The following is a 20,443-nucleotide window of genomic DNA, read 5'->3' as shown; positions in this document are numbered from 1 at the left end:
CGCCATGCCAAGGAGCGTTTCATGGCCAGGTACGAGACGGTCATCGGCGTCGAGGTGCACGCCCAGCTGAAAACCGAGAGCAAGATCTTTTGCGGTTGCTCCACCCGCTTCGGCGACGACCCCAACGAAAATGTCTGCCCCGTATGCTCCGGCATGCCGGGCGTGCTGCCGGTGCTCAACGCCAGGGTCGTGGAATTCGCCGCCAAGATGGGGCTGGCCACGGACTGCACGGTCAATCCCGTTTCGGTCTTCGCCCGCAAGAACTACTTCTATCCCGACCTGCCCAAGGGCTATCAGATCTCCCAGTTCGAGCAGCCCATCTGCGAGCACGGCCACATCGACGTGGTGGTCGACGGCAAGCCCCGCCGCATCGGCATCACCCGCATCCACATGGAAGAGGACGCCGGGAAGAACATCCACTCCGCGGCCGACAACCTAAGCTACGTGGATTTGAACCGCGCCTGCGTGCCGCTGCTCGAAATCGTCTCCGAGCCGGACATGCGCAGCCCCGAGGAGGTCGTGGCCTACCTCAAGGCGCTGCGGGCCATCCTGGTCTACCTCGACATCTGCGACGGCAACATGGAGGAAGGCTCGTTTCGCTGCGACGCCAACGTGAGCCTGCGGCCGGTCGGCCAGGAGGCCTTCGGCACCCGCACGGAGCTGAAAAACTTAAACAGCTTCCGCCACGTGCAAAAGGCCATCGAATACGAGGTGGAGCGCCAGGGCGACGTCCTCGACGACGGCGGCACGGTCGTCCAGGAAACCAGGCTCTACGACGCCGCGAAAAACAGCACAGCCTCCATGCGCGGCAAGGAAGAGGCCAACGACTACCGCTACTTCCCGGACCCGGACCTCGTTCCCCTGCATCTCGATACGGACACCATCGCCCGCTGGGGCACGGAGCTTCCCGAACTGCCGGCCGCGCGCCGGGAACGGTTCGCCACGGCGCTCGGGCTTTCCGAGTACGACGCCGACGTGCTCACGGCCGAACGCGATATGGCCGACTACTTCGAGGCCGCCGTTACGGCCGGGGCCGACCCGAAGCAGACCGCCAACTGGGTGCAGACGGAACTGTTGCGCGAGTGCCACCAGTCCGGCACGACGCCCGGGGCCTGCAAGCTATCTCCTAAACACCTCGCCGGGCTTTTGCGCCTGATCGACGAGGGCGTCATTTCCGGCAAGATCGCCAAGCAGATTTTCCCGGATCTTTTCGCCACCGGCGCCGATCCGGCCGCCTACGTCCGCGACAAGGGCCTTGTCCAGATTTCCGACGCCTCCGCCCTGGAGACGGCCGTGGATGCGGTGCTCGCCGCCAACCCGGCCGAAGTGGAAGCCTACCGGGGCGGTAAGACCAAGCTCATGGGATTTTTCGTCGGCCAGGTCATGAAGGCCACCAAAGGACAGGCCAACCCCGGACTGGTCAACGAGCTTTTACGCAAAAAACTGGGGTAGCTTCCGCCGCCCCCGGGGGATCGTCCCCCACATCTCCTCGCGAGAGGCTCTAACCCTATGCCGCATCATGCAGACGGATGGTAGCCAATGACCGACCACATCGCCTTTTCCCCGGACAGGCACGCCCTGCTCCTGCTCGACCAGCGTTTCCTGCCCGACCGCGAGGAATCCTTCGTGTGCCGCAACACCGCCGACACCATCTACGCCTTGCAGACCATGGTGGTACGCGGCGCGCCGGCCATCGGCGTCACGGCCGCCTACGGCTGCTACCTGGCCGCCCGTGAAGCGGGCGCGGCCGGCGACGGCTGGAAGGAAAAGCTGGCGGGACTGCTGGCCGAGCTGGAAAACGCCCGTCCCACGGCCGTCAACCTGCGCTGGGGCGTCGAACGCATGCGGCAAAAGTGGCAGGATCTCGGCGAAATTTCGCTGTCGGCGCTGCTGTCGGAATGGCTGGGGCTGGCCGAGACCATGCAGGCCGAGGATATCGAGATTAACAAGGCCATGGGCAAAAACGGCGCGGTCCTGATCGACGACGGCGACACCGTCATGACCCATTGCAACGCCGGCGCCCTGGCCACGGCCGGCTACGGCACCGCGCTCGGCGTCATCCGGGCCGCCTTCGAGCAGGGCAAGCGCATCAAGGTCATCGCCAACGAGACCCGCCCCTTCCTCCAGGGCGCGCGCCTGACCGCCTACGAACTGGCCAAGGAAGGCATCCCGGTCACCGTCGCCTGCGACAATGCCGTGGGCCACCTCATGAAAAAGGGCATGGTCCAGAAAGTGGTGGTCGGCGCGGACCGCATCGCGGCCAACGGCGACGCCGCCAACAAGATCGGCACCTACACCGTGGCCCTGGCCGCCAAGGCCCACGGCGTGCCCTTCTACGTCGCCGCCCCGGCCTCGACCTTCGACCTGACGCTTCCCTCGGGCGAGCTGATTCCCATCGAAAACCGCACCCCCCGCGAGGTCACCCATGTGGGCGAACACCGCATCACCCCGGAGGGCGTGCCGGTCTACAATTTCGCCTTCGACGTCACCCCGGCCGAGCTTATCGCCGGCATCATCACCGAAAAGGGCGTCTTAACCGCGCCCTACACCGACGCCATCCGTGCCGCCATCGGCGGAAAATAACACAACCACAACCGCAACAGCCGTTAAGGAAGTCTCATGCCTCTTGACGAACGCATCATCACGGAAGCCATTGTCGACGGGTATTTCGCCAAATTCAAATCCAGCCTCGAACTCGATGTCGCCATCGTCGGCGGCGGCCCCTCGGGGCTGACCGCCGCCCGGCTGCTGGCCAAGGAAGGGTTCAACGTCGCCCTGTTCGAACGCAAGCTGTCCCTTGGCGGCGGCATGTGGGGCGGCGGCATGACCTACAATATCATCGTGGTGCAGGAGGAAAGCGCCCATCTCCTCACCGACGTCGGCATTCCGGTTGCCCGCTACAAGGACAACTACTTCACCGCCGACGCCGTGGCCGCCACCACGACACTGGCTTCGGCCGCCTGCCTGGCCGGGGTAAAGGTGTTCAACTGCATGAGCGTCGAGGACGTGGTGCTGCGCGAGGTGGACGGCATCAAGCGCGTCACCGGCATCGTCATCAACTCCTCGCCGGTGGAGATGGCCGGGCTGCATGTGGACCCGGTGGTGCTCGGCAGCAAGTTCCTCATCGAGGCCACGGGCCACGCCACGGAAGTGTTGCACACCCTGGTGCGCAAGAACGACGTCAAGCTCAATACACCTTCCGGCGGCATCGAGGGCGAACAGTCCATGTGGGCCGATGTGGCCGAGACCAATACCGTGAAAAACACCCGGGAGATCTTCCCGGGCCTGTACGTTGCCGGCATGGCCGCCAACGCCAGCTTCGGCTCCTACCGCATGGGGCCCATTTTCGGCGGCATGCTCCTTTCCGGCGAAAAAGTCGCGGCGGACATCGCCGCCAAGCTGCGGGGATAATCGGGGCGTAACGCCTCCGACGGCCGGGAGGGGCAAGCCCCCTCCCGAACCACCTCTCCCGCGCAGAGAAAACAACCACATCCGGCAAGGGGTGGCCATGCCCATCGTACATTATCCGGACCCGGATGCCCTCTACCCGATCACGGGCTACGACAAGCTCGTCTTCCTCAAAAACTGCATCACCCGCCCCACCATCAAGGTCGGCGCGTTCACCTACTTCGACGTCACGGGCACGCCCGGAGCGCGGGCCGAGGACTTCGAGACCCGCAACGTGCTCTACCATTTCGATTTCATCGGCGACAAACTCCTGATCGGCTCCTTTTGCGCGCTGGGCAGCGGCCTGCGCTTCATCATGAACGGAGCCAACCACGAGCTTTCCCCGGTTTCCACCTACCCCTTCGGCATCTTCGGCGACAACGGCTGGGACGCCGCCGCGCCGCTGTGCCAAAGCCGGGGCGACACCGTAGTCGGCAACGACGTCTGGATCGGTTATAACGCCACGATCATGCCGGGGCGCACCATCGGCCACGGCGCGATCGTCGGCTCCGGCAGCCTTGTCGCCAAAGACGTGCCGCCCTACGCCATCGTCGGCGGCAACCCGGCCCGCGTCATCCGCCAGCGTTTTCCCGACGCCGTGATCGAGCGGCTGCTGGCCGTGGCCTGGTGGAACTGGCCCTACGAAAAAATCGCCCGCCATCTGCCCCGTATCGCCGGCGCGGACGTGGACGCCCTGGAGCGGGCCGCCGCCGCGTCCTGAGCCCTCCCCCTCCCTGCCGGATGATTGACCGGGCACGACGCTTTTCGTATTAGCGGTTGACATGGCGGGAAAGTCGTGGTCAAGCCACTAGCTCCCCTTTGCGCGCACTTCGCGCCGTTCCGCTTTTTGAGCCCCGTCCAAGGAGAAACCAGCCCCATGCCCCCTATCGTGGCCATCGTCGGACGCCCCAACGTAGGCAAGTCCACCCTTTTCAACCGCTTGGCCAAACGCCCAAAAGCCATCACCCACGACCGTCCCGGCGTCACCCGTGACCGTCTGGAGGCGACCGTCGAACTGGACGACCGGATCGTGACCCTGATCGACACCGGCGGCATGGATTTCGACGCCCCGGAAGGCCTTGAACGGCAAATCGTCGTTCAGGCGGAAATCGCCCTGACCATGGCCGACGTGGTGCTTTTTCTCGTCGACGGCAAGTCCGGACGCACGGCGATTGATGACGAGATGGCCGAGCGGCTGCGCCGGGCGGGCAAGCCCGTCATCGTCGCCGTCAACAAGGTTGACGGAAGCGAACGCATCACGGCCCTGACCGGCGATTTCCACGCCTGGGGCTTTCCGATACTGCCGCTCTCCGCCGCTCACGGCCATGGCCTGCAGGATCTGGCCGAGACCCTGGCCAAGGCCCTGCCCGAGAAAGAAGCCTCCGGGGAAGAAGGCCTGCCCGCGCCCGAAGCCGGCATCCGTCTGGCCGTGCTCGGAAGGCCCAACGCCGGCAAGTCGTCGCTGGTCAACGAACTGCTCGGCCAGGAACGCCTCATCGTCAGCGACGTGGCCGGCACCACCCGTGACGCCGTGGACGTGGCGCTGGTGAAAAACGGCCGGCGTTACGTGTTCGTGGACACGGCCGGGGTGCGCAAGCGCACCCGCATCACCGACGGGCTGGAGCGCTACAGCGTGGGCAAGGCGCTTGGCAGCGCCAAGCGCGCCAACGTGGCCGTGGTGGTCATCGACGCCACGGGCGGCGTGGGCGTGCAGGACAAACGGCTCATTTCCTACCTCGACAAGGAACGCACGCCATTTCTCATCGCGGTCAACAAGATCGACCTCGTCCCCCAGAAGGACATGATCGCGCTGCGCAAGGACATCCAGGACGAACTGCGCATGTGCGGCCACGTGCCGGTGCTCTACATCTCGGCCGCCCAACGGAAGGGGATCGGCAAGATCCTGCCGATGGCCGAGGAAATCTGGAAGGAATGCCAGATCCGGGTCGGCACCGGCGCGCTCAACAGGGCCATGCGCGAGGTGCTGGACAAGCACCAGCCGCCGCTGGTCAACGGACGCCGGGCCAAGTTCTACTACCTGACCCAGGCTTCCGATCCACCACCGACCTTCGTCTTTTTCGTCAGCGACACCGAGCGGGTGCGCGACTCCTACATGCGATACCTGGAAAACGGCCTGCGCAAGCTCTTCGGCATCACCATGGCCCCGGTCAAGGTCGTCTGCCGCGCCAGCCACAAGCCGAAAGAGTAGGAGAGGAGCGGGGAAGAACGTGCGAGAGGGGGACCCTTTTTGAAAAAAGGGTCCCCCTCTCGCGCTCTCCCCTCCCCAAAACTTTCAACAGTTACAGGCGGTAACCGCCTACCCTTTGAAGAGTCTTTGGAAAGGGGGTCCGGGGGGAGAACCTTTCTGCAAGAAAGGTTTCCCCCCGGTTCGCTTTTCGCCTGTCACCGGCACTCGATGCCGGCGTCGCAGAACTTGCCCACGCCGTATTCGCGGCGGCGCAGGAATTTTTCCGGGTCCGGGCCGATGATCTGCATTTCGGGCTGACGGGCCTGCATGGACAGCGCGATGCGCATCTCCTTGGTGCAGCCCGTGGAGAAGGTGGCGTCCTTGCCGGACCAGGCCGGGGGCACCTTGCGCCCGAGCAGTTCGAAGCTCTTTTCGATGTCGAAGTGGGTCTGGAAGCGCCACACGTCGATCAGGCCGCTGCGCTGCACCTTTTCCCACATGAACATCAGGTCGTCGGCGTCCATGCCCTCTTCGAAGTGCTCGGCCGGATTGATGATGTAGGTATCGGCGAGCTTTTCGCGCAGATGGGCCACGAAGGCGGTCACCAGCTCGATGGCCGTCTTTGTCTGGCCGGGGATGGAGCCGATGACGGCGCTGTAGAACATGACGATCTTGCCGGCCGTCCTGGCCGCGCGCATGGCCGCGATGATCTCCTCGGCCTTGGCCGTGATCTCGGCCTCGGTCAGCGAGCGGGCTCCGGGGGCGCGGGGCTTGAAGTCGAGGCGCAGGCCGCGCTCCCCGTCGCCGTAAAAGGACACCACGTCGCGGGTGAAAAGATGGCTCGTCTCGATGAGCCGCTTGTGGCTGAGCGACCCCTTGACCAGGACCAGGTCGGCCTCCTTCCAGGCCCGGGCGAAGGTGACCGAGACGCGGTAAAGGTTGAGCCGTTCACGGGTGCCGTCGGAAATGACCGTCAGCGGGTTTTCGCGCATGATCTGGAGCAGCGCGTTTTTTCCCAGACGCGGGTCGCTGACGAAACGGGCCCCGGACAGGGCCGCGTCGAGAATGGGATCGCCCTCGGGGTCCCAGAACGTGGGCGCGTCGTAATAAAACCCGTCCTTGACGGCCACGATCACCCGGTGGCCCAGGCGCAGGAGCGTGCGCACGGCCAGCAGGTCGAAGAGCACCCCGCCGGCGCTGTCCGGCAAAAAAAGGATTTTGAGCCCGCCGCGCCGGGGATCGAGCAGCGCCTCAAGCTTGGCGAAATCGGCCGGGAAGCGGGCCAGGGCGGCGTCCAGTTCGCCCCGGCCGGGAAACGCGCCCTCGCCCGTCCAGATGGCGGGCATGGCGCCCAAGGCCAAAAGCCGTCGCAGCTCCAGCATGTCCAGGGCGAAACGCAGGTCGGGCAGCGCCCGGCAGCCCGGCAGATCGTCCGGACAGGCGTAGAGCATGGTCGAAAACGCCTCGCTCTGGATGAAGGAAAAAGCCCGGCGGTTGAAGGCCCGCTTGCGCTCCCGGTGCGGGTCGTCGAGCCCGGACTGGGTCAGGAGGATGGTGCACAGCCGCTTGGCCAGGCGCGAGGGGATCATGGTCGGCTTGACCAGGGCCTGCCGGTACTTGAGCCGGCACAGGGTGCGGATCTTGGTCCGGGTGTAGGCGTCGGGCACGGAGGCGTCGATGAGCCCGTCGATGCGGGCCAGCCGGCCGTCGTATTCGGCCACGACCATGGGGTCGGCCCGGGCGCTGAAAAGATGGGCGAACATGGCGTCCGAGCACGGCACGTAGATTTCCTCGGGCGCAAGCGCCACCATGAAGCGCAGTTGTTCGGGCGAGGCGTTTTTTTTCCGGAGCGATGGAATGCTCCAGATTGTTCTCGGTCATGAAGTGCAAAAGCCAGGCGTCGAGGACGGGATCGAGGCCGTAACGCGGGGCCTGGCCCGGCTCCAGGGACGCGGCCGGCAGCGCCGGTTCGAGGGATTTTTCCGTCATGGGCAGCTGATGAATCCTTTAAGCCGCAACCGGCCGAAATAACTGTCGTCCTTTCGCGTGGCCAGGATCAGGGACCGGGGCGACTTGCGCACCTCCACCACGTCGTTGTCGTCGAGGGGGAAAAGCTCCTGGCCGTCGCAGGTCAGGTACATGTTGGTTTCCGGCGCGGACAGGGCCAGGCGCACCGAGGACTCGGCCGGCACGATGACCGGCTTGAAATCGCTTAAAAACGGGCAGATGGGCACCACGCACAACACGTCGAGGCCGGGATAGATGAGCGGCCCGCCGGCCGAGACGCAGTAGGCCGTGGACCCTGTCGGGGTGGAGATGACCACGCCGTCGGCCCGAAGCGTGCAGACGTCGACGTCGTCTAGGCTCACGTTGAAGGCGGCGAGCCGGGCCATGGCCCCGCGGCTGACCACCGCGTCGTTGAGCGATGTCGTCTCGTACACGCGCTGCCCGCCCCGGATCACGGCCACGTCGATCATGATGCGCCGGGCCGGGATGAAGCCGTTTTCCAGAACGTCGGCCAGGATCGTCCGCCAGTCGTCGAGGCCGGCCGAAGTCATAAACCCCACCCGGCCGAGATTGATGCCCAAAAAGGGCACGCCGTCGGCCACGGTCTGCCGGGCGGCCGAAAGCATGGTGCCGTCGCCGCCGAGGATCAGGGCCAGTTGCGGCCGGGCGGCCAGCACCGCACCGGGCGGCACCACGGAGCTTGGGGCGTCGGGGAGGTTTTCCCGGACCAGCACGGTCACGCCCTGCCCGGCCAGCCAGTCGGCCACGGTCCAGGCCGTATCCCGGGCCAGGGTGTGCTCGGCTTTATAAATAATGAGAATGGTTTTGATGTCGTGGCCCATGCCCGGTCTCCGTTTCGGGTTGTATCCCCTTGCGGTCCGGGGAGGACGCCACTTATAAGGCAAAGGCGGTCATGACACAAGAAAGACGCGGCCCGGGACTCGCCACGGCAGGCAATGGATTTTTTTCCCGATTGCCACTAAAGGTATGGGACAAGCATCCGATAAGTTCCGTGAGAAGGAGTTACACGCCTTGACCGCGATCCCCTACCAGGTCCGCGCCATGTTGCGCACCTACGGACGGCAGGTGACCACGGCCAGGCGCCTGGCCCGCTACCGACGGTCGCTGATGGCCGCCGGCGCCGAAGACGAAATCAGCATTTCCCGCGAGGCCAAACGACGGGAACTGGTGGGTCGGGTGGCGGCCGAGATCGTCGAGAACTGCATCGTGACGGGCTCGGACACGCCGGTGGTCGAGGACATCAAGGCGGAGCTGGAAGAAGAGCTCGGATACCCCTTGGTGTTCGCCTATCCGCCCGAGGATCAGGAAATGCAGATATTCCGGGCGGACCCGGAAAACGGCCATGAGGAACTGACAGGTGAGGTCAAGACGGCCGTGTTTCAGCGGTTGTGGGAATTGGCCCTGGAAAAAGTTGACGCGACCATGCTCTAAATTTCGGTCCCCCCGCTACCGATACGTACATTGCGAGGGATAACGCGGGAGGGGGGTTGGCACCATGGACATCAAGAACATACTCGGAATCAATCAGGCGTACGGCCAGGGCCGAATCGGCCGCAGCGGCTCGGGCGAGACCTCGGGCGTGACGCGCGGCTCCGCTTCCGAGACCGAAGCGGGTTCCGCATCGGATCGGGTGACCCTTTCCGGCGATGCCAGGCTGGTTTCCCTGGCCGCAAGCCAGGCCAAGGAAGCCCCGGAGGTCCGCTCCGACCGGGTGGCCACCCTCAAGGCCCAGGTCCAGGCCGGTACCTACCAGCCGGACTCCAAAAAGATCGCCGAAAAGATGCTGACCATGGAGTCCGACCTGTTCGGCTAACGTTGGTCCATCACGCAGAAACGAAAGCCTTCCCGATGCCGTTGCGTCGGGAAGGCTTTTTTTTGATGGAGAGGAAGCCTCGCCAGCGGGCCGCCGAAGGCCGCGGGCAACCGGGCTATTTTTCCACCGGGACCATGCCCGGGATAAAGTGGGCCGGATAACGGGAGTCGGTTTGCGGGATTTGCAGACCGATGCGGGTCTCGTTGTTGATGATGATGGGACCGCTCAAATTGAGCGTGGTGCGTTCGGGCATGCCCTGGGGGATGGTCACGGTGACGAGGACGGCGGTCTGTTCCCGCCTCTCGATGCCGAGCAGCCGGCGGTCGGGCTCGCCTATGACCACCTCGTATTCGGTCATGAAGCTGTAGGGGTCGGTCACGAGCAGTCCGAGCTTGGGGTCGCTTAGGCTTTGCAGCACCATGAACGGCGACTCTTCGCGCAGCCGGATCAGGGTGAACTCGCGGTGTCCCATGAAGCCGATGAGCCCACGGGGAAAGTTGAGCACGCGGTCCTCGGGCAGCGTTATGCTCCCGAGCCGCGTTTCCACTACTCGTTCGTCTTTTTTGGCCATAACTTCGCCGCCGCCAGGACATCGGAATCCATGGCGCAAAGCGCCTGCCGATTCTGCTCCAGCACCCGCAGATAAACCTCTTCGCGATACACCTGCATATCGTCGGGCACTTCCAGCCCGATCTTGATCTGCTTGCCCTGGACGCCCAGCACCGTAATCTTGATGTTGTCGCCGAGGTGCAGGCTCTCGCCCGGCCTTCGGGTCAAAATGAGCATGAACGCCCGCGCCCCCACTTATGTTTCAGACGTGAAAAATTCCATCTTCGCGCCCTGTTACGATGACCCTTACGCGCCGTTGCCGCCGTTTGTCAACGGCTGGCCGGCGCCCGGGGCTAAATGTACTTGACCAGGGACATGTCCATGACCATGCTGGAAGACTTGAGCACCGCCTGATAGGCCAGCTCCTGCTCCGACAGCGTGGTGATAAGCGTCGTCAGGTCCGCGTCCTCGACATTGCTGAGCGTCGAGGTGGCGTTCTCCTTAAGCGTCGTGATCATGGTCCCGGCCGCGGTCACCCTGTTCTCCCGGGCGCCAACCGACGAGGCCGCCACCAGCACCTGGTTTTGCGCAGTGGTCAGGTTGTCCAGGCAATCCTGGATGCCGCCCTGATTGTTGGTCTCCAGATAGCCGACGAGCTTGCCCACCGTCTCGAAGAGGTTGCCGGCGTTGGAACCGCTAAACGTCACGGCCGTTTTGTCGTCGATGCCGCCGAATATCTCCGTGCCCACTCCGTTGACCACCACCGAATCCGTCGGCGAGATGCCGATGGAAATGTCGGCCGTGCCCGGTTGGATGAAGAACTGGTCGCCGTCGGCGGGCGCGCCGCCCGTGATCGTCAAAAGCCCGCCGGGAACGGCCATGGTCGTCGGTGGCCCGATGTCGCTCGACGTGTTGCCCGTCACCCAGGACGTCCCGCCGTCGGTGCTGTAGGAATACTGGTATTTGGCACCGGCCGTGTCGTCCATGCGCACCATGACGTTGCCGCTGAATACGCCCGAGGCCGAGGCCGTGGCCGTACCGCCGCCGGTGTCCACGCTAAATACCGTGACGTCCTCGTTGGTGTTGCCCTGGTAGACGGCGGTCGGCCGGATCCACATCCAGGTGCCTTTGGAATCGTTATGGTCGGCGCAGGCGGTCACGTTGGTCAGCGCATTGGCATCGAGGTCCATGGACAGGCCCGAACCGAGGTTCAGCGTCTGGCTGGCCGCGCCCGGGGCCGTGGCGTACGTTCCGTTGTTCCAGGTCGTGCCGCCATCGGTGGAATATTGGAAGGCTGGCTGATAGTTCGTGGTGTCGGTGCCCATGAACTGCACCAGCACCGTCGAATCCGAGCTCCCCGAAATAGTGAACCCGCCGCTTGCGCCGACGGCCGCGTCGAAGGTCGCGTCGTTGCTGTTCATCCACAGGCCTTCCTCGTAGGCCGCGGAGTCGGTCTTCTGGCCGGCGAAAAGCGATTTGCCGTTGTAGGTGGTGTTGGACAAGGAGATGAGCTGGCCGAAGTACTGGCGGATCTGGGTGGCGATCTCGTTGCGGTTCTCGTCGGTGACCGTGCCCGTGGCCGCCTGCTCGGCGTAGCCCTTGATGGTGCTTATAAGCGAACTGACGGAACTTAGGGTGCTGTCGGACTGGTTGAGCCAGCCCGTGGCCGAGGTGATGTTGCTCTGGTACTGGGTCAGCTGGCTCAAATCGCTCCGGGTCCCGAGCACCTGCACCGCGCCGTTGGGGTCGTCGGACGGCGCGTTGATGCGCTTTTGGGTGGACGCCTGTTCGTTGGTCGCCATCAGCTTGGCGAGGGAGGCGTTGTTCTGATTGATGACGGTGCCATAGAGCATTTGCTGGGTGACGCGCAGGGCCATGATGCAACCTCCTGGAGCTAGTTTTTGAGCCCCAGAACCGTCTGGAACAAGGAATCGGCCGTGCTGATGAGCTTGGCCGCCGCCTGGTAGGCGTGCTGGAACTTGATGAGGTTGGTCAGCTCCTCGTCGAGGCTAACGCCGGAAATCGAAAGCTTCTGGGCCTGGACCTGGGAAGCCAGGGCCGTCTGGTAGGTGGCCTGGTAGTTGGCGCTCGAGGTGTCCGAGCCCACCTGCCCGACCAGGGAGTTGTAATACCCGCTCAAGGTCTGGCTGGAGGTGGCCTTGCCGGTCACGAAGAAATTGACGTCCTTGGCCGCCAGCGCGGTTATGGCCGTGGCCGTGGTGTTATCACCCGCAGCCGTCAGCCCGGCCGAGCCGACATGGCCCACGTTGACCCGGTTGGTGTCGCTTGTCACCACGTGGTTTATGGCCACATCCGAGGCCGTGGAGCCGGTCAGGAGCGTATTGACGCCAAGGGCGGCCAGAATGCCCGAGGAATCGTCGCCGAACTGGAAGGAGTAGCCGCTGGCGGCGCTGAGGTTGAGCTGGCCGTTGACCACGGTGGCGTTCAGCTTGCCGCTGAAGGCGGTGTTGATCGACGTGACGAAGTCGTTGAGCGTGGTGGCCGTCGGGTCCACCCAGATGCTGTCCTTGGTATTCAATGCGCCGTCCGGCCCGTAGACGTAGATCATGGCCGCGCCCGAGGCCAGGCGGTCGCCGTAGGTCAGGTGGGCCTGGTTGCTGCCGAGCGCCGCGTCCGCATCCTCCACGCCGTAGGTGCCCTGGACCGAGGAAAAATTCGTGAGCCCCGCGCCTTGCGAATGGACGCGGTTGATCTCCCAGACCAGGCTGTTGGCCATGGCGTCGAGGGAATCCTGATAGCCGGCCAGATTCACGTCGCGCAGCAAAAACGCGCCGGAAAGCGCCCCACCGGTCAGCCGACGCTCGTTGTCCGTGCCGTCGGCATGCAACTGCGGGGTGACGTTTTCCTCGGTGCCGGTCGTGGTGTGCCAGTAGAGGGCCTTTTTGGGGACCAGGGTGAAGGTGTCGCCGGCGTTGAGATCGCTTAACGGCGAAGGGTCCGAGGCATCCGCTTTGTCGAACCAAATATCCAGGTCCCCGACCTTGACTTTTCCCGATGTGCCGTCGGCCTGAAAAATGGCGGTGCTGCCGTTGGAAGCGGTCAGCCAGGACTTGCCGCCGTCGAGGGAAGCCTTAAACGTCGCCCCGGCGCCGACGCCCCCGGAGTCCACCACCTGGATCGTGTATTCGTGGGAATCCGAGCCGTCGTAGTAACACTGGGCGTTCGAGTCGGCCGTTATCGAGGCCGCGCTCAGCTGGCGGACGGTCTGCCCTTGCTTGTATTTGAAGCTGTAGGCCTCGGTGCCGTCCACGACGGTCTGCCCGGACTTGGTGTAGACGGTGTAGTTGCCCTTGCCGTTGTCCACCACATTGACGTCCACGAGGGAGGCGAGGTCCTCGACCTTGGAGTCGCGCAGGTCGTAAAGGCTGTTGGGAATGCTCTTACCGTCGATCTGGTACTGGTTGATCCGCCGGTTGATGTCGGCCACATCCGAGGCCAGCTGGTTGAGAGTGCCCACGTCGTCGGTGATGGCCGTATCGAGGGCCGTCTTCTGGCCCTCCAGGGACGAGGCCATGGACCGGTAGATGGAAAGCAGCGTGTCCGTGTCCTCGAGCATGGTCTGGCGCGTGGCCGTATCGTCGGTGTTGGCGGTCAGGTCGCCCCAATCCCCGAAAAACTTCGACAAAGCCGCGTTGGCCCCGTTCGTGTTGGACTCGTTGAAATAGTTCTGGATGGAGGTGAGGCCGTTATACAGCGCCTTCCAGCGGTCGCGCACGGAAATCTGGGACACGTACTGGGATTCGGTCAGGGAGTCGTAGGAGCGCACCACTTCCTGGGCCACCACGCCGGAACCGAGCTGGCCGGGCGAGGACGTGATGTACTGCCCGTCGACGAGCACCACCGACTGCTTGCTGTAGCCTTCGGTGTCGACATTGGCGATGTTGTTGCCCGTCACCTGCAGGGCGGCCTGCGAGGCGGTAAGGCCCGATCGCCCGATGGACAGGATGGAGCTTAAGCTCGACATTAGAGTCTCCCGCTGATGATCCCCGGCCCGGACGTACCGGTGGCCATGCGTCCCGTGGCCCCGTAGACGCCCTTTTTGGGCACGAGCAGTTTGCGCAGGGTGTCGAGGCTGCCCTTGGCCACGTCGTAAAGCCCAAGCGCCATGGCGTAGTTGCGGCTGGCCTGCTTGGCGCAACGCTGCTGGCCGGCGTCGATGGCCGCCACGAGCCCGCCGGCCTTTTCCGCATCCTCGGGGGAAAAGCGGCCGATGACGTCGCCAAGGCGCGTGGCCCCGGGATCGAGCGCCGCGTAAATCGCGTGCAGGCTGTGGCGCTCCACGGTCAGTTGGCGCAGGAGCTCCTGGATGGAAAACTCGGCGGAGGCGACCCCACCCGGATTACGGGCGGAGAGGTGGGAAAATTCTTCCTTTTGCAGCGTATCCAGCAGCAAAACGGCCTTGAGCTGGCGTTCGAGGTTGGACAGTATGCCCGCGATCATGGCTGCGCCTCCTTAACCACCTTGAAATATACGGTTTCTACGAAGCATCCTGGACAAGTCCCGACGCGGCCAGCAGCCGCTCCGGATCGACCGTCTCGCTTCCCCGGCGCAGTTCGAAGTGCAGATGCGGCCCGGTGGAACGTCCGGTACTGCCAACCTCTGCAATTTTTCCGCCAGCCGCGACAGGATCGCCCGCCTTGACCGAATAACTGCTCAAGTGCCCGTAAACACTCTTCCATCCGCCGGGATGCTCCACCTCGACCACGTTGCCGTACCCCCCCTTCGTCCCGGCAAAAACGACCGTGCCGCCCCAGCAGGCGGAAACCGACGACCCTTGGGCCGCGGCGATGTCCATGCCGGCGTGCCAGGCCCGGTCGCCCTTGAACGGATCGGCGCGCCAGCCGTATTCCGAGGTGATTTCGCCATTGACCGGCGCGGCCATGGGCGTCACGGCCTGGGTCGCGGCGGCGGCCTGGTCGGTCGCGCCGTCCGTCGGCGCATGGGCGCTGGCCAGGGGGGGGACGCCGGGGCGGGCCATGGCGGCGGCCATTTCCGGCGAGAAATGGTCGGCCGGGATGCCGCGCTTGCCGGCCGGGGCGGCGCCGCCCGGAACAGGAATGCGCGCCACGCCGGACAAGGACGATCCGTGGGCGGCCACGGGCCGGTTGGCCGGCAGGATGTCGCCCGGCCCGGCCTTGCCGTCCTGGCCCGTCACCTGGCCCTTGAGCTGGCGGTACATCATGTCGGCCAGGCCGATGCCGCCGTCGTCCGCGAGCTGGTCGCACATGGCCTTGTCGAACATGGAATAATACTGATCCTCGTAGTGGCCGTGGAGAATCCCGTCTTTCGGCACGGTGGCGCGCATCTCCTTGAAGAGCTGGGAGATGAAGACCGACTCGAAGCCCTTGCAGGCCTCGCGCAGCTTGGCCTCCTTGGTCTTGCCCCCGGAGAGGGTCTTTCGCAGGGCGTCGACGCGCAGCTTTTGCGCCACATCGGCCTGCAAGGACCCCGTCGCGGCCAGGTCGCCCATGCCGGAAGGAAGGCTCACGGCTAGTTGACCTCCAGGTCGGCGGCCAGCGCCCCGGACGATTCCAGGGTGCGCAGGATGCTTATGAGGTCGCGCGGCGTCGCGCCAAGGGCGTTTAAGCCCTCCACCAGTTCCTGGAGCGTGGCGCCTTCGATCATCTTGAGCTTGCGGTTCTCCTCGGTCACCCCGATGTTGGTCTGGGGCGTGACCACGGTCTGGCCATTGGAAAACGGCAGCGGCTGGGACACGTCGGCGGACTCCTGGACCTGGATCTGCAGGTTGCCGTGGGTGATGGCCACGGGCGAGATCTGGACGTTTTGCCCAAGGACGACCGTGCCGGTCTTTTCGTCCACCACCACCCGGGCCCGGTGGTCCGGGGTGACCTCGATGTTCTCGATGGAAGCCATGAGCGGCGCCAGGTTGCCCTGGTTCTCCGGCGGCACGGACAGGCGGATGGTGCCGGCGTCGATGGCCGCGGCCATGGCCGAGCCCATGGTTTCGTTGACGCGCTTGGCCACGCGGGTGGCCGTGGAAAAGTCGGGGTTGCGCAGGGAGAGGGTCAGGTCGGGCTGGTCGTTGAAGGAAAAGGCCACGGCCCGCTCCACGTTGGCCCCGCCCGGAAGCAGGCCCACGGTGGTGATGTTTTTCGACACCGAGGCCCCGGCTCCCTGGGCCGAGACGCCGCCGACCAGCACCGAGCCCTGGGCGATGGCGTAGATGTTGCCGTCGACGCCCTTCATGGGCGTCACCAGCAGCACGCCGCCAAGCAGGCTCGTGGCGTCGCCGATGGAGGACACGGTCACGTCCAGCCGGCTGCCGGGCCGGGACGAAACCGGCATCTGGGCCGTGACCATGACCGCGGCCACGTTTTTCGGCTTGAGCGTCGCCTTGTCCACGCGCACGCCCATCTTGTCGAGCATGTTGAAGATGGACTGGACCGTGAAATCCGAGCCGCGCTGGTCGCCGGTGCCGGAGAGCCCGACCACCAGGCCGTAGCCCACGAGCTGGTTCTTGCGCATGCCCGAGACGGTGGCGATGTCCTTGATGCGCGCGCCGTGGGCCGGGGAGGCCGTCAGGGGCAGGGCCGCAAGCACGGTGAGGGCGGCCAGGGCCAGGGCGGCCAACACTCGGACCGGACGCATGGCGAGGCTTGTGCTCATGATGATGGGGTGCATATCCTTTTGCTCCCGCGATACGGCCTTAAAACGGCCAGACGTTGTCGAGGATGCGGGCCAGCCAACCGCTCTTCTGGCGGTCGGCCAGGTCGCCCTCGCCGTAGTATTCGATCTGGCAGTCGGCCAGCTGGGTCGAGGCCACGGTGTTGCTCGGGCCGACGTCGATGGGCCGCACCAGCCCCTTGACCACGATGATCTGGTTTTCGTTGTTGACGCGGGTCTGCCGCGCCCCTTCCAGCTGCATCACCCCGCCGGGCAGGATGTTGACGATGCGGCAGCCGATGGAGGCGGTGACGGCGGATTCCCGCTTGGTCTCGCCCTTGCTCTGAAACTTCTCGGCGTTATTGACGCCAACCAGCGGCGTGGAGCCGGTGTATCCCTTCATGCCGAAGTCCGGCCCGCCGAGCTGCCCGGGCAGGTTGCCGGTGATGGTCTTGTTGCCGAAGTAGTTGGACACGCCGAGCTGCTGGCTGCTGGTCTTGTCGTTTTTCGTCTCGGCCTTGAGGTCGGACTTCGACGTATCCACGATGTTGACGGTCAAAATGTCGCCGATGCGCCGGGCCCGGGTGTCGTCGAACAAAAAGGTGGGCTGGTTCTGGCTGAAGACCGAGCCGGGATTCTGGGCCGGCGGCGGGGCCTTGGCCACGGTCGGCGTGACCTGGGGCATGGGCGTGGCCTTCTTGGAGGCCGGCGCGCAGGCGGCAAGGCCGGCGACCAGAAGCAGGGGAATATAGTGCTTGCGTATCATGACGACTCCGTCCTTTCCGTCCTCGGCGTTTGCGAAAACACATCCTTGTGCCACGCCAGCCCCGTGTCGCGCCCTCGGGATGCTTTCCGGCGCATCCCGCATGCGGCGCATTCGGATCACTCTTTTTTCTTAAGAATACTCGCGTATTTTTTTCTCAGGCTACTGGACCATGACCGTGGACCTGTCCCGGACGATGCCCATGAGTTCCCTGTTGCCCTTGGGGCTCTTCACGGTGATCTTGCCGCCCGGGGCCCCGTCGGTCAGGGCTTCGGCCAGCAGCGTCAAGCGCACGCCGCGCCCCTGGTAGACCACCCGGACCTGGTCGCCGCGCAGGATAAGCGGCATGGGCTCCATGTCGTCGGCCATGATGATCTGGCCCGCGCCGACGCCCCGGCGCGCCCGCCACTGGCCGTCGCCGGGTTCGAACACCCGGCCCTTGATGTGGGCCATGTTGCGGCGTTCCCAAACATAGGCGACCTGTTCCCTGGCTGCTCCGTCCCTGGGGAGGATGGGCTTTATGGCCACGGGCACGCGGGCGAACTGTTCGACCACGGCCTCTGCCGGGATCTGTTGCAATATCTTTGCCCCCGGACCGGCCACGACGAACCGGAAGGGCATTTTTCCGGGCACTGCTTCCCCGCATTCCACGTGGACGCCGGTGCTCCGGTCATCGATGAAAAGATGGTCGGGCACGGACACCGACACGAGCCGGGCCTCGCCGCCAAGGGCCGCCACCTTGGGCGTCAATGTTTCGACGGCCATGGTCCGCAGTTCCTCGTGGGAGAGCACCTTGCCCCCGCGCGAAAGCACGAGCTGGTTGGGCAGGGCGTATTCCACCGGCGCGTCGCGCAGGTAGTAGCGAAGCCCCTCCAGGATCTTGGCCGCGGGAATGATCGTCTGCGTGCCCACCGTCTCCGGGGAATACCAAAGGGGCGTGGCCCCGAGCGTCGCCCAGGCGTCGGGCGGGAACTGGCCCTGGGGCTCGGCGATTTCGGATAAAAGCACCCGCTCGCCGGCGGCGGTGGCCGCTTCCTTGACGGAAAGCCGCCACAAGGCGGCCCCGGCCGTCGCGGCGGCGAAAAGCAGCACCGAGGCCAGGGCGGCGGCGACGGCGGTTTTGATCAGGCGTGTCATGGCATCCTCCCGGGGAAGTTCCCGACGGCGTTTACCGCTTCACGTTGACGGCGGTCTGCAACATGCCGTCGGCTGTGGTGATGGCCTTGGAGTTGGCTTCATAGGCGCGCTGGCCGACGATCAGTCCGACCATTTCGTCGACGAGCTCCACGTTGGACATTTCCAGGTAGCCCTGGGCCAGGGTGCCGGCGTTCTGGTCGCCGGGCGTCACTTCGTTGGCCGTGCCCGAGGCCTGGGTGGTGGAATAGAGGTTTCTGCCCTCGGCGGTGAGTCCGGACGGGTTGATGAAGGTGTAAAGCGGGATATCGGTCGAAGCCAGTTCGGCGCCGTCCTGGTCGAGGCAGGAGACGTGACCGTTTTCGGTGATGGTGATGGTCTTGGTCTCGGTGGGCACGGAAAAGGTCGGCTGGAGCGGATAGCCGCCGGCATTGACGATGGTGCCGTCCTGGTTGAGCTTGAACGAGCCGGCCCGGGTGTAGAGTTCCCGGCCGTTGACGTCGATCTTGAAAAAGCCCTGGCCCTGGATGGCGATGTCGAGCTGGTTGCCGGTATTTTGCAGGTCGCCCTGGGTGAAGAACTTGTGCACCGTCGTCGGTTTGACGCCCAGGCCCACCTGCAGGCCGGTGGGGATGCGGTTGCCGCCGGCGGTTTCCGTGCCGGCCACCTGGAGCGTCTGGTACATGAGGTCCTCGAACTCGGCCCGGCTTTTTTTAAAGCCCACGGTGTTCACGTTGGCCAGGTTGTTGGACATGGTGTCTATCTGCATCTGCATGGCCACCATGCCGGTGGTGGCGGTCCAAAGGGATCGCATCATGGCGTCTTTCTCCTCTCGAGCGTTACGACTTGTCCGTGCCCATGCGGATGGACTTGGTGTCGAGATCGCTGGTGTTGGTCATGACCTTCTGATAGGCTTCGTAGGTACGTTGCGTCTCGATCATGTTGACCATCTCCTCGACCACCTGGACATTGGGTTTTTCCAGGTATCCCTGGGCGACCTGACTTTGGCCGTCCACCACCGCCCCTTCCCGGACGGTGACGCCGTCCTGGGGCATGTAGAGGTTGGCGCCGTATTTTTGCAGAGCCTCGGGATTTTGCACGGTCACCACGTCGATCTGGCCCACCTGGGCCCCGTCGACATGGATCGCCCCGGTCCCGTCGATGGAAATGTCCCGGCCGTCGGGAATCTGGATGGGACCGCCGTTGCCGAGGACGGGATAATTCTGATCGGTGACGAGCATGCCCTGGGCATCGCGGTGAAAGGCCCCGTTGCGCGTGTAGTAGGTGGAGCCGCCGGAGGAGACCTTGAAAAAGCCCTCCCCCTGGATGGCCACGTCGAGAGGGTTGCCGGTGAGTTGCAGCGCGCCCTGGCCGAAATCGATTTTCTGTTCGGCCAGCCGGGGCGTGGCCACGAGGTCCGCCCGGGGGAAGATCTCCTTTTCCCGGAGGTTGCCGCGCGGGTCCATATGGTAGTCGTGGGCGTAGCGCAGGAAGGTGTCCTCGAAGGACACCCGGTCGCGCTTATAGCCGGTGGTGTTGACGTTCGCCAAATTATTGGCGGACATATTCAGGCGCAATTCCGTGGACAAAGCCCCGAAGACAGCGCTCAGCATGCTCATTTCCATGGGGTGCGGCCCTCCTCGGCCGACACGGTTGCAACATGCGGGCCAACGGCCAAAACCGCTCCCGGAGACGCCGGGCGGGGGACTGTGTACTTTTTTCCGAGGCTGGCCCCATTCGCTTGACAAATACGGGGGAGATGGTATTCCCTCCAATTCGAGCGGGCGTAGCTCAGCTGGTAGAGTACAAGCTTCCCAAGCTTGGTGTCGCGAGTTCGATCCTCGTCGCCCGCTCCAACCTGAGTCTCCCAACCCAA

General features: G+C 64.7%; 19 protein-coding genes, 1 tRNA gene and 1 pseudogene. 8 read left to right on the top strand and 13 right to left on the bottom strand.

Annotation, left to right across the window (positions count from 1 at the left end; all coding sequences use genetic code 11):
• The first annotated feature begins 21 nt into the window (after window positions 1–21).
• From gatB to der, 5 genes are all read left to right on the top strand, one after another.
• Window positions 22–1,452, top strand: coding sequence for an Asp-tRNA(Asn)/Glu-tRNA(Gln) amidotransferase subunit GatB (gene gatB / locus K9F62_13065; GenBank protein UJX39654.1), 1,431 nt, complete (start codon window positions 22–24; stop codon window positions 1,450–1,452).
• An 87-nt stretch (window positions 1,453–1,539) separates the two neighbouring features.
• Window positions 1,540–2,583, top strand: a complete 1,044-nt coding sequence (gene mtnA, locus K9F62_13060) for an S-methyl-5-thioribose-1-phosphate isomerase (protein UJX39653.1) — start codon at window positions 1,540–1,542, stop codon at window positions 2,581–2,583.
• Between the two features lie 36 nt (window positions 2,584–2,619).
• On the top strand, window positions 2,620–3,411 hold the full coding sequence (locus K9F62_13055; GenBank protein ID UJX39652.1) for a sulfide-dependent adenosine diphosphate thiazole synthase: 792 nt from the start codon (window positions 2,620–2,622) through the stop codon (window positions 3,409–3,411).
• Between the two features lie 97 nt (window positions 3,412–3,508).
• Window positions 3,509–4,168: a CatB-related O-acetyltransferase gene (locus K9F62_13050; protein ID UJX39651.1), complete on the top strand. Its 660-nt coding sequence runs from the start codon at window positions 3,509–3,511 to the stop codon at window positions 4,166–4,168.
• A gap of 156 nt (window positions 4,169–4,324) precedes the next feature.
• On the top strand, window positions 4,325–5,656 hold the full coding sequence (gene der, locus K9F62_13045; protein UJX39650.1) for a ribosome biogenesis GTPase Der: 1,332 nt from the start codon (window positions 4,325–4,327) through the stop codon (window positions 5,654–5,656).
• Window positions 5,657–5,850: 194 nt separating this feature from the next.
• Here the strand turns inward: der and K9F62_13040 are convergent.
• Window positions 5,851–7,624, bottom strand: a pseudogene (locus tag K9F62_13040) (hypothetical protein).
• Window positions 7,621–8,484 carry an NAD(+)/NADH kinase gene (locus K9F62_13035; protein UJX39649.1) on the bottom strand — a complete coding sequence of 288 codons (864 nt, stop codon included), beginning with the start codon at window positions 8,482–8,484 and terminating at the stop codon, window positions 7,621–7,623. The pseudogene K9F62_13040 and the gene K9F62_13035 overlap by 4 nt, the downstream one beginning before the upstream one ends.
• A gap of 145 nt (window positions 8,485–8,629) precedes the next feature.
• Here K9F62_13035 and K9F62_13030 point away from each other — a divergent pair, with 145 nt between their 5' ends.
• Together K9F62_13030 and flgM are read left to right on the top strand one after the other, a co-directional pair.
• A complete protein-coding gene (locus tag K9F62_13030) occupies window positions 8,630–9,094 on the top strand; it encodes a hypothetical protein (GenBank protein ID UJX39648.1) in 465 nt (154 codons plus the stop codon).
• A gap of 64 nt (window positions 9,095–9,158) precedes the next feature.
• The gene (gene flgM, locus K9F62_13025; protein ID UJX39647.1) at window positions 9,159–9,476 is read left to right on the top strand and encodes a flagellar biosynthesis anti-sigma factor FlgM; all 318 of its coding nucleotides are present in this window, start codon (window positions 9,159–9,161) and stop codon (window positions 9,474–9,476) included.
• A gap of 115 nt (window positions 9,477–9,591) precedes the next feature.
• Here flgM and fliW read toward each other — a convergent pair whose 3' ends face one another.
• The 11 genes from fliW to flgF all read right to left on the bottom strand — a co-directional run bounded on the left by fliW (window position 9,592) and on the right by flgF (window position 20,192).
• Complete coding sequence (gene fliW / locus K9F62_13020) at window positions 9,592–10,047, bottom strand: flagellar assembly protein FliW (GenBank protein UJX39646.1); 456 nt, start codon at window positions 10,045–10,047, stop codon at window positions 9,592–9,594.
• On the bottom strand, window positions 10,023–10,262 hold the full coding sequence (gene csrA, locus K9F62_13015; protein ID UJX39645.1) for a carbon storage regulator CsrA: 240 nt from the start codon (window positions 10,260–10,262) through the stop codon (window positions 10,023–10,025). Before csrA ends, fliW begins: the two co-directional genes overlap by 25 nt.
• Window positions 10,263–10,378: 116 nt before the next feature.
• The gene (flgL, locus tag K9F62_13010; protein ID UJX39644.1) at window positions 10,379–11,902 is read right to left on the bottom strand and encodes a flagellar hook-associated protein FlgL; all 1,524 of its coding nucleotides are present in this window, start codon (window positions 11,900–11,902) and stop codon (window positions 10,379–10,381) included.
• Between the two features lie 17 nt (window positions 11,903–11,919).
• On the bottom strand, window positions 11,920–14,010 hold the full coding sequence (flgK, locus tag K9F62_13005) for a flagellar hook-associated protein FlgK (GenBank protein ID UJX39643.1): 2,091 nt from the start codon (window positions 14,008–14,010) through the stop codon (window positions 11,920–11,922).
• Entirely contained in the window at window positions 14,010–14,486 is a 477-nt protein-coding gene (locus K9F62_13000; GenBank protein UJX39642.1) for a flagellar protein FlgN, read from the bottom strand. The genes flgK and K9F62_13000 overlap by 1 nt, the downstream gene beginning before the upstream one ends.
• Before the next feature lie 37 nt (window positions 14,487–14,523).
• Window positions 14,524–15,534 (bottom strand): peptidoglycan DD-metalloendopeptidase family protein, encoded by a 1,011-nt coding sequence (locus K9F62_12995; protein ID UJX39641.1) that lies wholly within the window; start codon window positions 15,532–15,534, stop codon window positions 14,524–14,526.
• Between the two features lie 2 nt (window positions 15,535–15,536).
• Entirely contained in the window at window positions 15,537–16,673 is a 1,137-nt protein-coding gene (locus K9F62_12990; protein UJX43201.1) for a flagellar basal body P-ring protein FlgI, read from the bottom strand.
• A gap of 40 nt (window positions 16,674–16,713) precedes the next feature.
• Window positions 16,714–17,436: a flagellar basal body L-ring protein FlgH gene (locus K9F62_12985; protein ID UJX39640.1), complete on the bottom strand. Its 723-nt coding sequence runs from the start codon at window positions 17,434–17,436 to the stop codon at window positions 16,714–16,716.
• Window positions 17,437–17,595: 159 nt separating this feature from the next.
• Window positions 17,596–18,570 carry a flagellar basal body P-ring formation chaperone FlgA gene (gene flgA / locus K9F62_12980; GenBank protein UJX39639.1) on the bottom strand — a complete coding sequence of 325 codons (975 nt, stop codon included), beginning with the start codon at window positions 18,568–18,570 and terminating at the stop codon, window positions 17,596–17,598.
• Window positions 18,571–18,601: 31 nt separating this feature from the next.
• Window positions 18,602–19,384 carry a flagellar basal-body rod protein FlgG gene (flgG, locus tag K9F62_12975; GenBank protein ID UJX39638.1) on the bottom strand — a complete coding sequence of 261 codons (783 nt, stop codon included), beginning with the start codon at window positions 19,382–19,384 and terminating at the stop codon, window positions 18,602–18,604.
• A 22-nt stretch (window positions 19,385–19,406) separates the two neighbouring features.
• Window positions 19,407–20,192: a flagellar basal-body rod protein FlgF gene (gene flgF, locus K9F62_12970; GenBank protein UJX39637.1), complete on the bottom strand. Its 786-nt coding sequence runs from the start codon at window positions 20,190–20,192 to the stop codon at window positions 19,407–19,409.
• A 155-nt stretch (window positions 20,193–20,347) separates the two neighbouring features.
• On the opposite strand from flgF, the gene K9F62_12965 reads away from it, so the two are divergent.
• Window positions 20,348–20,423, top strand: a tRNA-Gly gene (locus K9F62_12965).
• Window positions 20,424–20,443: the final 20 nt, after the last annotated feature.

Source organism: Desulfovibrio sp. JY (assembly GCA_021730285.1).
GTDB lineage: Bacteria > Desulfobacterota > Desulfovibrionia > Desulfovibrionales > Desulfovibrionaceae > Solidesulfovibrio.
Note: the sequence above shows the minus strand (reverse complement) of the source record. Positions and strands in the feature narration are given on the sequence as shown.

Bases quoted from the DNA above. Each gene is read 5' to 3' on its own strand.
- gatB (UJX39654.1), top strand. From the start codon at position 22: ATGGCCAGGTACGAGACGGTCATCGGCGTCGAGGTGCACGCCCAGCTG.
- mtnA (UJX39653.1), top strand. From the start codon at position 1,540: ATGACCGACCACATCGCCTTTTCCCCGGACAGGCACGCCCTGCTCCTG.
- K9F62_13055 (UJX39652.1), top strand. From the start codon at position 2,620: ATGCCTCTTGACGAACGCATCATCACGGAAGCCATTGTCGACGGGTAT.
- K9F62_13050 (UJX39651.1), top strand. From the start codon at position 3,509: ATGCCCATCGTACATTATCCGGACCCGGATGCCCTCTACCCGATCACG.
- der (UJX39650.1), top strand. From the start codon at position 4,325: ATGCCCCCTATCGTGGCCATCGTCGGACGCCCCAACGTAGGCAAGTCC.
- K9F62_13035 (UJX39649.1), bottom strand. From the start codon at position 8,484: ATGGGCCACGACATCAAAACCATTCTCATTATTTATAAAGCCGAGCAC.
- K9F62_13030 (UJX39648.1), top strand. From the start codon at position 8,630: ATGGGACAAGCATCCGATAAGTTCCGTGAGAAGGAGTTACACGCCTTG.
- flgM (UJX39647.1), top strand. From the start codon at position 9,159: ATGGACATCAAGAACATACTCGGAATCAATCAGGCGTACGGCCAGGGC.
- fliW (UJX39646.1), bottom strand. From the start codon at position 10,047: ATGGCCAAAAAAGACGAACGAGTAGTGGAAACGCGGCTCGGGAGCATA.
- csrA (UJX39645.1), bottom strand. From the start codon at position 10,262: ATGCTCATTTTGACCCGAAGGCCGGGCGAGAGCCTGCACCTCGGCGAC.
- flgL (UJX39644.1), bottom strand. From the start codon at position 11,902: ATGGCCCTGCGCGTCACCCAGCAAATGCTCTATGGCACCGTCATCAAT.
- flgK (UJX39643.1), bottom strand. From the start codon at position 14,010: ATGTCGAGCTTAAGCTCCATCCTGTCCATCGGGCGATCGGGCCTTACC.
- K9F62_13000 (UJX39642.1), bottom strand. From the start codon at position 14,486: ATGATCGCGGGCATACTGTCCAACCTCGAACGCCAGCTCAAGGCCGTT.
- K9F62_12990 (UJX43201.1), bottom strand. From the start codon at position 16,673: ATGAGCACAAGCCTCGCCATGCGTCCGGTCCGAGTGTTGGCCGCCCTG.
- K9F62_12985 (UJX39640.1), bottom strand. From the start codon at position 17,436: ATGATACGCAAGCACTATATTCCCCTGCTTCTGGTCGCCGGCCTTGCC.
- flgA (UJX39639.1), bottom strand. From the start codon at position 18,570: ATGACACGCCTGATCAAAACCGCCGTCGCCGCCGCCCTGGCCTCGGTG.
- flgG (UJX39638.1), bottom strand. From the start codon at position 19,384: ATGATGCGATCCCTTTGGACCGCCACCACCGGCATGGTGGCCATGCAG.
- flgF (UJX39637.1), bottom strand. From the start codon at position 20,192: ATGGAAATGAGCATGCTGAGCGCTGTCTTCGGGGCTTTGTCCACGGAA.